The organism is Pseudomonas nitroreducens (genome assembly GCF_010994165.1).
GTDB classification, from domain to species: Bacteria; Pseudomonadota; Gammaproteobacteria; order Pseudomonadales; family Pseudomonadaceae; genus Pseudomonas; species Pseudomonas nitroreducens.
In genome coordinates, this window is record NZ_WMBX01000002.1 from 215,942 (window position 1) to 231,004 (window position 15,063).

The 15,063-nt window shown below is 67.3% G+C and carries 10 protein-coding genes; 4 read left to right on the forward strand and 6 right to left on the reverse strand.

Annotated elements, in window-relative coordinates; genetic code table 11:
* The first annotated feature begins 143 nt into the window (after window positions 1–143).
* From GJV37_RS08980 to nfuA, 4 genes are all read left to right on the forward strand, one after another.
* Window positions 144–1,361 carry a hypothetical protein gene (locus GJV37_RS08980; RefSeq protein WP_223121861.1) on the forward strand — a complete coding sequence of 406 codons (1,218 nt, stop codon included), beginning with the start codon at window positions 144–146 and terminating at the stop codon, window positions 1,359–1,361.
* On the forward strand, window positions 1,346–3,505 hold the full coding sequence (locus GJV37_RS08985; protein WP_193452340.1) for an AAA family ATPase: 2,160 nt from the start codon (window positions 1,346–1,348) through the stop codon (window positions 3,503–3,505). Before GJV37_RS08980 ends, GJV37_RS08985 begins: the two co-directional genes overlap by 16 nt.
* Before the next feature lie 71 nt (window positions 3,506–3,576).
* Window positions 3,577–5,859: a fatty acid cis/trans isomerase gene (locus GJV37_RS08990; RefSeq protein ID WP_193452341.1), complete on the forward strand. Its 2,283-nt coding sequence runs from the start codon at window positions 3,577–3,579 to the stop codon at window positions 5,857–5,859.
* A 208-nt stretch (window positions 5,860–6,067) separates the two neighbouring features.
* Entirely contained in the window at window positions 6,068–6,652 is a 585-nt protein-coding gene (gene nfuA / locus GJV37_RS08995; RefSeq protein ID WP_024763318.1) for a Fe-S biogenesis protein NfuA, read from the forward strand.
* A 209-nt stretch (window positions 6,653–6,861) separates the two neighbouring features.
* Here nfuA and GJV37_RS09000 read toward each other — a convergent pair whose 3' ends face one another.
* From GJV37_RS09000 to GJV37_RS09025, 6 genes are all read right to left on the reverse strand, one after another.
* Window positions 6,862–8,028: an MFS transporter gene (locus tag GJV37_RS09000; protein ID WP_193452342.1), complete on the reverse strand. Its 1,167-nt coding sequence runs from the start codon at window positions 8,026–8,028 to the stop codon at window positions 6,862–6,864.
* A gap of 9 nt (window positions 8,029–8,037) precedes the next feature.
* Window positions 8,038–8,280, reverse strand: coding sequence for a DUF1272 domain-containing protein (locus GJV37_RS09005; RefSeq protein WP_024763320.1), 243 nt, complete (start codon window positions 8,278–8,280; stop codon window positions 8,038–8,040).
* A gap of 27 nt (window positions 8,281–8,307) precedes the next feature.
* Window positions 8,308–9,312, reverse strand: coding sequence for a GlxA family transcriptional regulator (locus GJV37_RS09010; protein ID WP_084359060.1), 1,005 nt, complete (start codon window positions 9,310–9,312; stop codon window positions 8,308–8,310).
* 195 nt (window positions 9,313–9,507) lie between these two features.
* Window positions 9,508–10,053, reverse strand: a complete 546-nt coding sequence (locus tag GJV37_RS09015) for a DUF4256 domain-containing protein (protein WP_024763322.1) — start codon at window positions 10,051–10,053, stop codon at window positions 9,508–9,510.
* A gap of 63 nt (window positions 10,054–10,116) precedes the next feature.
* Window positions 10,117–11,118 carry a response regulator gene (locus tag GJV37_RS09020; RefSeq protein ID WP_084359058.1) on the reverse strand — a complete coding sequence of 334 codons (1,002 nt, stop codon included), beginning with the start codon at window positions 11,116–11,118 and terminating at the stop codon, window positions 10,117–10,119.
* Window positions 11,115–14,798 (reverse strand): PAS domain S-box protein, encoded by a 3,684-nt coding sequence (locus GJV37_RS09025; protein WP_193452343.1) that lies wholly within the window; start codon window positions 14,796–14,798, stop codon window positions 11,115–11,117. Before GJV37_RS09025 ends, GJV37_RS09020 begins: the two co-directional genes overlap by 4 nt.
* Window positions 14,799–15,063 lie beyond the last annotated feature (265 nt).

Genomic DNA, 15,063 nt, shown 5'->3' on the forward strand with positions numbered 1-15,063 from the left:
GAGGTGGTGGCTATCTGCCTGCTCGCCGTCGGCAGGGCGCCATGATCGCCTGCCGGATCATGCAGCCGGCAGCATCGCAGGACCGGCAGGGATGGAGCGTGCGGCGCAGCTGGCCGCCCCACGCAAGCTATGGATTGGCGACCTTGGATACGGATGCATTTTCGCAACTGCTGACGCTCTATATGCGGCGCATTCGCGCCAGCGCTTCGGGCGTGGCGACGGAAATCGGCCTGAGCCGCGAGGCGGTGAACAACTGGCGCAACGGCCTGTCGCTGCCTAACCCGAAATCCCGCGACAAGCTCATCGCCTGCGCCCGCTACCTGCGCCTGACCGAGTCGGAAACCAACCGCCTGTTCAGTGCCGCGGGCTTCGAACCGGAATTCCCGCTGCAGGCCGAGACTGCCGGCGGCGTGCCTTTCGCGCCCTACATCGACTCGTTGTTCGACCAGTTGCGCAGGCTCACGCCGTATCCCATCGTCCTGCTGCTATCCCAGGCTCACTGGGGCCAGCCGCCGTTCCGCCAGGAACTGCTGACCCGTGCCCGTGGGCTTTACGGCGAACAGTCGGTCCTGCATATCCAGCCGCCCTACAGCGCCAGTACCGCCAGCAGCGACTACTTTGCCGCCATCGGCCGCCAGTGCGGCTTCGCCGACATCACCTCGGACTACGACTTCGAATCCGCCCTGGAGCGCCGCCTGCTGGCCGGCGAACGGATCTTTTGCCTGGTCAGCCGTTTCGAACAGGGCACCCCGGCGCTGCGCGAGATGCTCGCCGGTATCCTGCGCAGCCTGAGTGAAATGCACAGTGGCCGTCTGCATCTGTTGTTGTGCGGCGGGGAAGCGCTGGCCGACCTGAAATACCGCAGTGGCGATCTCTCGCTGCTGAACATCGCCCAGGTCAGCCACTGGTCCGAGCTGACCCTGGCCGACCTGGCGCTGCTCGCCCAGCGCCGTTGGCCCGGGCAGCGCTTCGACCAGGCCATGCTCGGCGAGCTGCTGGAAAGCTGCGGCGGCCACCCGGCGCTGGCTGAGGAGGGGCTGGAGTGGCTGGTGCAGTACACCGCGCTGACCGCGGAATCCCGCCAGGCGCTGCATCAATTGCTGTCCCGCAGTGCCCGGCTTTGGCAGGCCTTCCTTCCGCTTAGCGAAACCGACAGCTCACGCGAACGCCTGCGCCTGCGCCTGGAGGCGGACGACCTGGGGCGCGCCAGCCCGTACCTGGCCGATGGCGAGCTGCGTCGGCTGTTCTGGAACAACCTGATTACCGTCCGCGGTTACGGGGATTCGGCGCGCCTGGTATGGCGCTGTGAGATTATCCGGCAGACGGGCCGCCAGGTGCTGGACGCATGCGTCGAGGCCTGAGTCGCCAGCGGGGCGCGGTGAGCTACAAGCGCCTGCTGGTGATTGCCAGCGTGACCTTCCTGCTGGTCAGCGCTGTGTTGGCGCCCCGGCTCAATCCTTTCACCCGCGATGCGGCACTGGGCAATGCGGCGTTCGAACAGTTCTTCGGCGAAATGGCCGCCTGGCGCACGGCGATGATGGAGGCGCAGCAGATCGAGGGCCACTGGCCCGAAGACATCCAGGCCTTCGCGCCCTCCATCGAACATCCCGTGTTGAGCGTCGTTTCGCCGCAGCCGCAGCGCCTGCTGATGACCGTCGCGGATCGCAGCGAGATGGGCGACCTGGCCGGCAAGCAAGTCATCGTCGACATGCCGCCGCGCAGCAGCGAGTGGAGCTGCCGGCCGGGGAGCCCGCCGGTTCCCGCGCGCTACCTGATGAACTTCTGCCTGGAGTCCGGGGACAAGGCCTCGAACGACAGCCCGCTGGTGGAGAACCTGCGCTGGCTGGTGATCATCTGCGCGCTGCTGTTCGTCATCGCCGCGTTGCTCCTGCTGTTCCGCCACCCTTTGCTTGGGCCGGTGCAGCTGCGCCCGCAACGCCTGCTGGACATGCCGCTGGCGGACCTGCCCAGGGTCGACCGCCTGCTCGGTCTGCTCGGGCGGCGCAGGGCAACCCTGCGTGCCGCCGGCATCGAAGCGCAGAGCTGGCAGCAGGCGCTGGCCTACGTGGGCGCCGAAGCGGAGCAGCGTGCCCAGGCGCTGGCCCTGGCGTTGGGTGCCAGTTGCCAGGTGAGCTGGGGCTGGGCGCTGCCGGGGAGGGTGTTCGAATGGAAGCTGCCCGAGGATGTGCCGGTTTCCCTGGATCGCTGCCTGGTCTATGTGCCGGCGACTGAGGAGAACGAGACCCGCGTCCTCCAGCACCTGCGCGTTTCCCACACCGGGCTCGACGTGATGCTGGTGCTGCTCGGCGAGCGCCAGGAACAATTGCTGAAGTACTGCGCCGATACCGCCAATCTCTGCGTGGCGATTGACGCCCGCGAGCAGACCCAATGGTTGCTGGGCGGCAACCCCGGAGAGCTGCTGCTGCGCCTGCTCGCCGCACAACTGCGGCTGACCCGCATCTCGCCGTACCAGACGCGCGGTGGCGTGGTGCGCGCCAGCTCGTTCTTCGGCCGCGACCAGTTGCTGGCGCGAGTACTCAACCGCGAGCCGGCCAATTACCTGGTGGTCGGCGGCCGGCAGTTGGGCAAGAGCAGCCTGCTCAAGGCCGTGCAGCGGCGCCTGGAGGATCATCCGCAGGTGGTCTGCCACTACGTGTCGCTACGCGACCACCGCCTCACGCCACGGCTGGCGCTGCAGTTCGGCCTTCCTGCAGAAAGCACGCTGGAGGCGATCATCGAACACATCAATACCCAGCAACTCGGCAAGCGCCTGTTCCTGCTGATCGACGAGGCCGACCTGTTCTTCCGTGACGAGGCCGCAAACGGGTATCCACAGCTATCGACCCTGCGCGCATTGAGCGAGGAGGGGCGTTGCTGGTTCATGCTGGCCGGTTTCTGGGACCTCTATGCCACTGCCGTGCTGGACTACCAGTCGCCGCTGCGTAACTTCGGCGAAGTGCTGACCATCGGCGCGCTGGAGCGCCAGGCCTGCCGCGAACTGGCCAGTGTGCCCCTGTCGCGGCTGCGGCTGGGGTTCGCCAGCGACACCCTGCTGGAAGACCTGGTGGACGCCAGCGGCCAGCGCGCCAATTTGGTCGCCATCCTCTGCCAGGAATGCCTGGAGGCACTGCCGCCGGGGGCGCGGGTGATCGAGCGGCTGCAACTCAAGGGCGCGCTGGCCTCCCAGGCGTTACAGGATGCACTGGCCGGCTGGGGCCGCCTGAGCCAGGACGAGACGGCCTGCCGCCTGGACCGGATCATCGTCTACCACTGCGCGCAGCATGCCGGCACCGGCCTGGCAGCGCTGATCGAGCTGTTCGGCGAGCGCATCGATGCTGTGGCGCTCAAGGCCTCCCTGGCGCGGCTGCAACTGGCTTTCGTGCTCAAGCGCAGCGGCGATGGCTACGCCTTCGCCGTGCCGCTGTTCGCTGGTCAGTTCGAGGCCGCCGAACTGCCCATATTGCTGCGCCACGAGCTATCCACCCTGGAGCGCGACGCGCGCTAGCCAAAAGGCGCGGAGCCGGCCGGGCCGCGAGTTGGTAGACTTGCCGGCGTTACTGGCCAAGGAACAACCCCATGCTCCCCCGGATCCTCGTGCTGCTGGCCCTGCTCATGGCCAGCGTGGGCCTGCGTGCCGAATCGATGTCCTACACCCGCGATATCCAGCCGATCTTCACCGAGAAATGCGTGGCCTGCCATGCCTGCTACGACTCGCCGTGCCAGCTCAACCTGACGGCCGCCGAAGGCGCGCAACGCGGCGCGAACAAGCTGCCGGTGTATGACGGCGCGCGTACCAAGGCGCAGGACACCACCCGGCTGTTCCTCGACGCCCACGGTGCGGATGCCTGGCGACGCAAGGACTTCTGGTCGGTGCTCGATGGCCGCGGCAGCCAGGCGGCGCTGATGGCACGGATGATCGACCTGGGGCATGACCACCCGCTGGTGCCCAACGCGAAGATCCCCGATGGCCTAGACCTGTCGATCAACCGCACCAACCAGTGCCCGACGCCCGCGACCATCGACGACTTCGTGGCGAAGAACCCGCGCAGCGGCATGCCCTTCGCCGTCACCGGCCTGACCGACAAGCAGCTGAAAACCATCAAGACCTGGCTGGCCCAGGGCGCGCCGGTGGACGAACAGGCCTGGCAGCCGGGCAGCGGCGAAGCGCAGCAGATCGGCGAGTGGGAAAGCTTCCTCAACCAGCCCGGCGCCCGTCAGAGCCTGGTGTCGCGCTGGATCTACGAGCACCTGTTCCTCGCCCACCTGTACTTCACCGAGCGCGGCGAGCCGGGGCACTTCTTCCAGCTGGTGCGCTCGCGCACGCCCAGCGGCCAGCCCATCGACCCCATCGCCACGCGGCGGCCGAACGACGATCCGGGCAATACCTTCTATTACCGCCTGTGGCCGATCCAGGGTGTGATCGTACACAAGACGCACATCACCTATCCGCTCAACGCGGCTCGCCTCCAGCGCAACCAGGAGCTGTTCTACGGCACAGCCTGGGATACCGACAAGGTTCCCGGCTATGGCCTGCAGCACCGCGCCAACCCCTTCTTGACCTTCGAGGCGATTCCGGCGCGGGCGCGCTACCAGTTCATGCTGGACAACGCCGAGTACTTCGTCCGTACCTTCATCCGCGGGCCGGTGTGCCGTGGGCAGATCGCCACCGACGTGATCCGCGACAACTTCTGGGCGGTGTTCCAGGACCCGGACCACGACCTCTATGTCACCGATCCGAAGTTCCAGCGCCAGGCCTCGCCGCTGCTGGCGCTGCCGGGGCAGATCGACGACGTCGGCGCGATGCTGTCGCAATGGCGCTCCTACCGCGACAAGCGCAATCAATACGAAGAGCTGCGCCAGGACGTCTATGACGAGGCACCCGCGCCAACCTGGGCGGACATCTGGGCCGGCAACGACAACGCCGTGCTGAGCATCTTCCGCCAGTACGACAGTGCCTCGGTGCGCAAGGGCCTGATCGGCGGCGTGCCGCAGACCCTCTGGTGGATGGACTACCCGCTGCTGGAGCGCACCTACTACGGGCTGGTGGTGAACTTCGACGTGTTCGGCAACGTTGCCCACCAGGCGCAGACGCGCCTGTACTTCGACCTGATCCGCAACGGCGCCGAACAGAACTTCCTGCGCCTGATGCCCGTCGGTGCGCGCAAGAAGCTGCTGGATGACTGGTACCAGAGCAGCGGCAAGCTGAAGATGTGGGCCGACTACTACAACTCCGACAGCGACGCACCCACCGGGCTGTTCCTGCCGGAGAAGGGCGCCAAGCTGGCCTTCGCCAAGCAATTGCTGAAGCACTACGTGGCGCTCAATGCGCGGCCCGACCCAATCAACCTGTGCGAAAACGGCGCCTGCTACCGCAATTCCGTGGCCGCGCCGCTGCAGGACGCCGAACAGGCCTTCAGTCGGCTGGTCAGCCGCCCGGCTGCCGGCCTGCCGGTCATCGACCAGTTCCCCGAGGCGACCATGCTGCGTGTGGAACTGCCGGACGGCCAGCGCGAGATCTACACCGTGCTGCGCAACCGTGCCCACAGCAACGTGGCCTTCATGACGGGCGAGTCGCTGCGCTACCAGCCGGGCCTGGATACCCTGACCATCTACCCGGGCGTGCTGTCGAGCTACCCGAACTTCATGTTCAACCTGAAGGCGGCCGAGGTACGGGACTTCGTCGGCGCCCTGGAGCAGGTAAAGAGTGCGGCGGACTTCGAGAAGATCGCCGACCGCTGGGGAGTGCGTCGCAGCAACCCGCAGTTCTGGTTCTACTTCCACGACCTGGATGCCTACCTGCGCGAAACAGAACCGGTGGAGGCAGGCGTGCTGGACATGAATCGCTACGAGAACCTGTAAACCAGATCGCGGACCTGAACCTGTAGGACCGAGGGGAGCGCCCAGTCCTTGCTCGCGAACCGGCCCCCGCTGCGGGGCCATTCGCGAGCAAGCTCGCTCCTACAGAAAAGTGCTTGGCCTACCTGCGAATTATTCCTACTAAATCAGTAGGGCTTTATCCGATCCCCCCGTTTGGCGTAAACTGGCGCCACGTTTGCGAGGAGTTGCCATGAGCGCTATCACCATTACCGAAGCCGCACAGGATTACCTGGCCGAGCTGCTGTCCAAGCAGGACACTCCCGGCATCGGCATTCGCATCTTCATCACCCAGCCGGGCACCACGTACGCCGAAACCTGCATCGCCTACTGCAAGCCGGGCGAGCAGAAGGCGGAAGACACCCCGGTCGGCCTGAAGGATTTCACCGCCTACATCGACGCCATCAGCGAGCCCTTCCTGGAAGACGCCGTGGTCGATTACGCCACCGACCGCATGGGCGGCCAGCTGACCATCAAGGCGCCGAACGCCAAGGTGCCGATGGTCAACGAGGACAGCCCGATCACCGAGCGCATCAACTACTACCTGCAGACCGAGATCAATCCCGGCCTGGCCAGCCACGGCGGCCAGGTGAGCCTGGTGGACGTGGTCGAGGACAACATCGCCGTGCTGCGTTTCGGCGGCGGTTGCCAGGGCTGCGGTGCGGTCGAGATGACCCTGAAGGACGGTGTCGAGAAGACCCTGATCGAGCGCATCCCTGAGCTGAAGGGCGTGCGTGACGTCACCGACCACAGCAACCGCGAGAACGCCTACTACTAAAGGCAGGCGGTCGAGCAGCGAAAAGGCGACCTTCGGGTCGCCTTTTTCGTTTGGAGCCGGGTCTGGGCCTGCTCGGAAACGTAAGGCGAATAACGCCTCACGCGTTATCCGCCATTGCGGCGGATAACCCGCTCCGGGTTATGCACCCTACGCAGTGGTGCTCCTTGCAGGAGCGAGCTTGCTCGCGAACCGCGTAGGCAGCCAAACCCTCAGGCCTGCGCCACTTGCCGTCGCCCCGACCAGAGCATCACCAACACCACCAGCAGCACCGGCCAGACCAGCAGGTTCACCGCGCTCCAGCCGACGCTGGTGATCAGCGCGCCAGAGCTGAACGACATCAGCGCCGCCAGGCCGCCGTTGCCCAGTTCCATCAGCCCTTGCGCATGCCCGCGCTCCTGCGGCGAATGGCCGACGGCGAGCAGGGTGGTGCCGGCCACCAGCATCAGGTTCCAGCCCATGCCCAGCAGCAGTGAGCTGATGAGGAACTGCGCCACCGACTGACCACTCAGCGCCACCGCCGCACTCACCGCCAGTAGCGCCATGCCGGCCCAGGCCACGCGGCGGCCGCCGAGGCGGTCCACCAGCGGGCCGGCGACGAAGGCGGGGAGGAACATGCCCAGCACGTGCCACTGGATCACGCTCACCGAGCGCTCCAGCGGCAGCCCGCAGAAGCTCATGGCCAGCGGCGTGGCGTTCATGATCAGGATCATCAGCCCGTGGCCGGCGGCGGTGCAGGCCATGGCCGCGCGGACCGCCGGGCGCGACAGCAACTCGCGCATCACCTTCCAGCCGCCGGTGGATGGCGCGGGCGCTGCGCCTTCCGGCAGACGGCTGAGCACGGCGAGGGCGACCAGCGCCAGTGTGGCGATGGCCAGGTACGAACCCACGAAGGGCGCGGGCAGGGCATTGCGCGACCACAGCGCCAGGCTCGGTGCGAGCAACGCCGCCAGCACGCCGCCGCCGATCACGTAGGCGGTGGCGCGCCCCTTGTGGGTTTCGTCCACCGCTTCCAGCGCGGCGAAGCGGTAATACATCGCCGACGCCTGGTAGGCGCCAATAGGCAATGCGCCGAGGCAGAACAGCAGGAAGTCCGCCAGCCACACGCCCAGCGCGCAAAGCAGCCCGCCGAACACGCCGCAGGCGGCGCCCAGCAGCAGGCCGCGCCGCCGTCCGTGGCGTTGCATGAACAGCGACAACGGCTGCACCGCCAACAGGTTGCCCAGCACCAGAATTGCCAGCGGCAGCGTGGCCAGGCTGTTGAGCGGCGTAAGCTGCGCGCCCACCAGCGAGGTGAGGGTGATGCCGATCAGCGAGCAGGACCAGTACAGCGCCTGGCTGGCGAACAGCAGGCGGATCGCCGGAATGCGCAGCAGCATGTTCCGTCCTCAGCCCTGGCAGCCGGCAGGCTTGAGCACGCGCTGGGTCGAGGCCGGGTTGGCCGCCAGCTTCGCCAGCGGCCGGCGTGGGCGCGGCAGCAGTTCGCCGCCGCAGTTCGGGCAATGGCCGTGCAGCACCTGTTCGGCGCAGTCGCTGCAGAAGGTGCATTCGAAGCTGCAGATGCGCGCGTCGGCGCTGTCGCCGGGCAGGTCGCGGTCGCAGCATTCGCAGCCGGGGCGAAGTTCGAGCATGGCAAAGTCCTTTGCGGTGGATTGAAGTCAGTGCATCTGGCCGAAGCGCGCGGCGTATTCCTGCGGGCTGATCGCCAGGTGCTTGTGGAAGGTGCGGCGCAGGTTTTCCGGGTGGCCGAAGCCACACAGCCGCGATACCGTGCTGATCGACGCCTGGGCGTCCTGCAGCAGCGCACGGGCGGCTTCCAGGCGCACGCGCTCGACGTAGCGGCCCGGGCCCATGCCCAGCTCGTTGATGAACACCCGCGACAGTGTGCGCGGGCTCATGCACGCCTGTTCGGCCAAAACCTCCAGCGACAGGTCGCTGCCCAGGTTGGCCGGTATCCACTCCAGCAGTGCCGCCAGGCGTGGCGTGCGGCTAGGTTCCGGGGTCAACCAGTGACTGAACTGCGCCTGCCCGCCGGGGCGCTTGAGGAACATCACCAGCCGCCGCGCCACGGCCAGGGCGAGGGCACGGCCGAGATCGGCTTCCACCAGCGCCAGGGCGAGGTCGATGCCGGCGGTGACGCCGGCCGAGGTGAACACGTGATCGTCGCCGTCCCGGCGCTGCGGATCGTAGGTATGCAGGCGGTCGCCCTGGACCAGTACCTCGGGGTAGTCGCTGCACAGCTCATCGACATCCGCCCAGTGCGTGGTGGCCGGACGGCCGTTGAGCACGCCGGCCGCGGCGAGGATCAGCGCGCCGGAGCACACCGAGCCGAGCCGGCGCACCTGGGGCTCGGCGGCAGCCAGCCAGTGCAGCAGGTCGGTGTTCTCGCATTGTTTCGGGACGCCAAGCCCGCCGGGGACCAGCAAGGTATCCAGGGTGGCGGGCTCGACTTCCCGCCATCCCATGTCAGCGCAGATGCGCAGGCCGGCCGAGGTGGCCACCGGCCCGGCCTGTTCGCCCAGTACCAGCAGCTCATAGATCGGCGCCAGGCCCTGGCGCTGGCGCTCGACGTTGGCGGAGGCGAACACCTGCAGCGGCCCGGTGATGTCCAGGCTCATGACTTCGGGATAGAGCAGGCAGGCGACGCGGCGCAGCGATTCCATGGCGACACTCGTTCATTGGATGTCACGAGTTTGGCGGTGACCGACGCTGGCGGCAACGTCAGCTACCCCACATATCCTGCCAATCCACTGGCCAGCTCCCGCTCGCCCCGGTGGGCAGGGCCGATCTGCTCAGGAGCAAAGCCCTCCGCCGCTGTGGCGCCGAGCCTCGACGAAAGGCGTGAAAACGGTGCCGCGTCAGACTTTCAGCACGCCGCGAAACCCCCGCGCGGCGTAATAGGATTGCACGCCGTTGTGGTAGGTGAACACACGCTCGTAGCGGCGATCGCCGAACAGCGCGCCATCCAGCTTGCGCATGGAGCCGGGCGTGCGCAGCCAGCTGGAGGTCTTCTGGTCGAAGCTGCCCAGCTCCTGCAACTGGCGGTACTGCGCCTCGTCCAGTAGCTCGATGCCGATCTGCGCGGCCAGTTCGGTGGCGCAGCCAGCGGGCTTGTCCTTCTTACGTGCGTCCAGCGCCTCGCGGTCATAGCAGAGGCTGCGGCGGCCAGCCGGGGTCTCGGCGGAACAATCGAAGAACAGGAAGGCGCCGCTGGCGCTTTCGCGGCCGACCACGTCGGGTTCGCCGCCGGTTTCTTCCATCTGCTCCAGCGCTTTCAGTTTGGCCGGGGCGGCCTCCAGGCGCGCCTGGACTTCCGCCCAGTCGATGCCCTTGTGGCGCTCGGGGTGCTGCTTGAACCGCGCCTGCAGGGTGGCCAGCAGGGCGTCGCGTTGCTTCGCATTCATCTTGCTTACTCTCGGCAGGGGTTGAAGGTCAGAGAGTAAAGCAGGATTTGCGCGGCCTGCGGCTCAGCCGGCGTCGGCCCAGCGCTCGCGCACAGCGAGGATGTCGGGCAGGCGACCGAGGAAAAGCTCCACCAGCTCCGGGTCGAACTGGCGGCCTTTTTCCCGGCGCAGCAGTTCGATGGCTTCGTCGATGCTCCAGGCCGGCTTGTACGGGCGCACGCTGGTCAGCGCATCGAACACGTCGGCGATGGCGACGATGCGGCCCTCCAGAGGGATTTCCTCGCCGCGCAGGGCATTGGGGTAACCCGTCCCGTCCCAGCGTTCGTGGTGGGTGAGGGCGATGCTGCGCGCCAGGGTGAGCAGGGTGGAGTCGTGTTCGCCGATGATCCGCGCGCCGATCTCCGGGTGCTGGCGCATCACCGCCCATTCCTGCTCATTGAGGCGTCCGGGCTTCTGCAGGATGGCATCGGGAATGCCGATCTTGCCCACGTCATGCATGGGCGCCGCGTTGAGCAGGTCGTCGGCGGCCTTCTCCGAGTAGCCGGCAGCGCGGGCCAGGATGTGCGCGTAGTGGCTCATGCGGATGACGTGCAGGCCGGTCTCGTTGTCCTTGTACTCCGAAGCCTTGCCCAGGCGCTGGACGATCTGCAGGCGTGTTTCGCGCAGCTCCTCCACGCGCACCAGCGACAGGTGCGTGCGCACGCGCGCCTTGACGATGGGCGGGCTGACCGGCTTGGTGATGTAGTCCACCGCGCCGACCTCGAAGCCCCGCGCCTCGTCGGGTACATCGGCGAGTGCGGTGACGAAGATCACCGGAATGGCGCAGGTGGCCTGCTCGGCCTTGAGCCGCTGGCAGACCTCGAAGCCGGTCATGCCGGGCATCATCACGTCCAGCAGGACCAGGTCCGCGCGTTCGCGGTTGGCCAGCTCCAGCGCCTTCTCGCCATCCTTGGCGAACAGCAGACGGTAGTCGTCCTGCAGGATGTGGCGCAGCACCTGGAGGTTGGTGGCTTCATCGTCCACCAGCAGCAGGCAGGGACGATGATCTTGGGCGGTCAGGCTCATGCTTGCTCCAGTCGGGCGCCGAGGGTGCGGACCCATTCCAGGGCCTGGTCGAAGTCGAAGTCGTCGATGGCGTAGCGCAGGGCTTCGAAGGCCTCGCGGTGTTCGCCCTGGGCGGTGCCCAGGCGCAGGCGTTCCAGCGCCTGGTCGTCCAGGCCGCCGCGGGAAAGGGCCAGTTGCAGGGCCTGCAGCGCGTCACGCAGGTCCTGCGAGGCGGCCTCGCCAACGGCCGCCCCGACCGCCTCGGCGAAGGCTACCGGCACCAGCGGCACCGATTCGCGGACCGTAGTGAACTCCGCGCGGACACGCTCCAGGGCAGCCGCCAATTGTTCAGCCTTGCCGTGCTCTGCGGCGCCTTCCAGCGCGCCGATGGCGCCGGCCAGACGCGGCAGGGCGAGGTTGGCGGCGGCGCCGCGCAGGCGGTGGGCGAGGGCGGCAATGCCGGCGCGATCGCCGTTGCTCACTGCGCTTTCCAGAGCGTTCAGACTGGTTTCCTGCTCTTCGAGGAAGCGCACGACGGCCCGTGCCATGGGCAGCGGTCCGCCCCACAGGCGGGCGCCGACGGTCCAGTCCAGGGTCGCCAATGGCGCAGTTTCGCTGACGTGCGCGCTGCGAATCGCGGGCGCGGCACCCAGCAGCCGGGCCATTTCGTCCAGCAGGCCGGTGAGGTCCAGCGGTTTGCTGGCAAAGCCATTCATGCCGGCATCCAGGGCGTTCTGCCGGTCGCGGTCGAGCACGCTGGCGGTGAGGGCGATGATCGGCACGGCGTCTTCACCACGTTGCTGCTCGATGGCGCGGATGCGCCGGGTCGCTTCCAGGCCATCCATGCCGGGCATCTGCACGTCCATCAGGATCAGGTCGAAGTCCTGCGCGCTGTAGGCGTCAACGGCGGCCTGCCCGTCGCCGACGCTGTGCGGGCGATGGCCCAGGCGGCGCAGATTCAGCTCCAGCAGCTCGACATTCTGCGGGACGTCGTCCGCTATCAGGATGCGCAGCGGTGGCAGGCTCGGTGCGTGGCTGCGCGTCTCCGGCTTTACGCTGCGGCCGGCCGGCAGCGGCAGGTCGACGGTGAACACGCTGCCCCGGCCCACTTGGCTCTCCACGCTGATGCGGCCGCCCATCAGCTCCACCAACTGGCGCGAGATGGTGGTGCCCAGCCCGGTGCCGCCAAAGCGCCGGCTCATGGAGGCGTCGGCCTGGGCGAAGGGGTCGAAGATGCGCTCCAGGCGGTCGGCGGCGATGCCGATGCCGGTGTCGCGGATGGCCAGGCGCAGCGCGCCGGGTTCGCCGCTGATGACCAGCCGCACTTCGCCACGCTCGGTGAACTTCACCGCGTTACCCAGCAGGTTGGTGAGCACCTGTTGCAGGCGCAATGGGTCGCCACGGAAGTACTCGCCGGCGCGCTGACCATAGTCGATCTGCAGGCTCAGGCCCTTGCGCTCGGCGGACAGCCGCAGCGCCGCGCAGACCTGCTCGCACAGCTCCGGCAGGGAGAAGTCCAGGGCTTCCAGTTCGATGGCGCCACGATCGAGCTTGGCGGTGTCGAGGATGTCGTTGAGCAGGCCCAGCAGCGAGCGCGAGGCGTTCTGTACGGTGCTCAGGTAGCGCCGCTGGTTCGCTTCCAGCGGTGAATCCAGCAGCAGTTCGGTGAAGCCCATGATGGCGTTCATCGGCGTGCGGATTTCGTGGCTCATGTTGGCCAGGAAGCTGCTGCGCGCGGCGGCGGCCTGTTCGGCGCGGTCGCGGGCGCTGCGCAGTTCCTGCTCCATGACGCGGCGCGGGGTGAGGTCGGTGGCCAGCTTCACCACCTTCACCGGCTTGCCGTCGAAGTCGAGGATCGGGTTGTAGGTGGCGTGGATCCACACCTCGCGCCCGTCTTTGGCCAGGCGGCGGTATTCGCCGGCGCTGTGCTCGCCTTTGCGCAGTGCCTGCCAGAACGCCTGGTACTGGGCGCTGGCGGCGATGTCCGGCGGGCAGAACAGGCTGTGGTGCTGCCCCAGCACCTCGGCTTCGGTGTAGCCGAAGAGTTCGAGGATGTTGTCGTTGGCGGCGAGCACGCGGCCTTCGAGGTCGAATTCGATCAGCGCCATGGCGCGGCCGATGGCGGTGACCTTGCCTTCGTATTCGTTGCTCAGCAGCTTGGTTTCGGTCTGGTCGAGCAGCACACCGTCGATCCACTGCGGGTTGCCGGATTCGTCATAGCAGGCGCTGCCGCCCTCCCAGATCCAGTGTTCGGCGCCGCTGCGGTCGAACAGCCGGTACTCGACGACGTAGCTGCGGCGCTCGGCAATGGCGCGGCGGACTTCCTCGTTCACCGCTTCCTGATCATCGGGATGGTAGAGCTGGGCGAAGGTGATGCGCTGGTCGCTGAAGTCCTGCGCCGACCAGCCGGTGACGGCCTCGACCGCATCGCTGACGAACAGGGTGCTCCAGGCGTGGTCCGGGAGGACGCGGAAGGCGATGCCGGGCATGTTGCGGATCAGCGAGCGGTACTGTTCCTCGCTGGTGCGAAGGGCCTGCTCCATCTCGCGGCGTTCGCTGATGTCGGCGACGAACACGACGAACCAGGGCTTGCCGTTGTGATCGGTGACGCCGAGGCTGACGCGCACGGGGATTTCCCGGCCGTCGCGGGTCAGGCCTTCCAGCTCCAGTTCGGAGTTGCTGAACTGGCGCTTGCCGCTGCTCTTGTAGTTATCCAGCGCCATGCGGAACTGATGGCCGTAAGCCTCGTTCATCAGTACCTGCATGGGTTTGCCCACCAGCTCGTGCGGGTGCCAGCCGAACAGGCGCAGCACCGCGTGGTTGACCGAACGGATCACGCCGCTGTGGTCGATGGTGAGGATCGCCTCGACGGCGGCGTCGAGCAGCGAATCCAGGTGCTTGCGCCGGCGCTCCAGTTCCTGGAACAGCTGGCGATAGCGCAGCAGGCCATTCACCGCGGCAACGCAGATGCTCAGGCTGATGGTGGCCATGGACACTGCCAGCGCCAGGTAGAAGCTGCCCTGCACGCCCTGCGGCACGCCGAACTCCTCGCGGCCGACGAAGCGCGCGGCGGCCATGCCGGTGTAATGCATACCGGCAATTGCCAGGCCCATCACCAGGCCGCTGACCAGGATCGCCAGGTTCGGCCGCATCCGCCCGCGCAGGCCGAAGCGCACCCAGAGCGCAATAACCGCCAGCACCACGGCGACAAGGATCGACAGGGCGAACATCCACGGGTTGTAGCGCAGCAGCGGAGCCATCTGCATGGCGGCCATGCCGCTGTAGTGCATGGCACCGATGCCGGCGCCCACCAGCACCCCGCCGCCAATAAGCTGAAGGCGATTGACGTTGCGCCGGGCCAACAGGCTCAGGGCTATCCAGGAGGCGAACAGGCTCGGCAGGCCGGAAAGCAGGGTGATCAACGGGTCGTAGCGCACCGCCGCGCAGAGCTGGAAGGACAGCATGCCGATGAAGTGCATCGCCCACACGCCGCCGCCCAGCGCCACCGCGCCGGTGCCGATGGCCAGTTGGCGGTAGAACGGGCTGCGCGCCAGCCGCGCCACGCCTGACAGTTGCAGGGCCATGGTCGAGGTGAAGACGGCAATGAGGATGGAGAGCAGCACCAGAGCATTGTTGTGCTCGCCGAAAACCAGCAGCGAAGGGGTGTCGCCGCTGTAGAAATATCGCTGCAGATCGAGCATTGAAGGAGACCGTACTGCGTGCCGAAGGCCCGGTGGAAGACGAGACGGGGTGAGCAAAACACAGGATGGCTGCAAATTGCCATCATTGTCGGTCGCTGCACCCGCTGAACCGGCAGTGGAATGCGGGTTTCGGACGAGCGGAAAGCCAATGTTCGGAATCGAAGCTGAAACGATGCAGCCGGACGGCGACCGACACTTCGTTGTCGGCAGACGAAGCGGCAAATTGAGCGGTTGCCGACGGCTGGCGCCGGAAATGAAGAAGCCC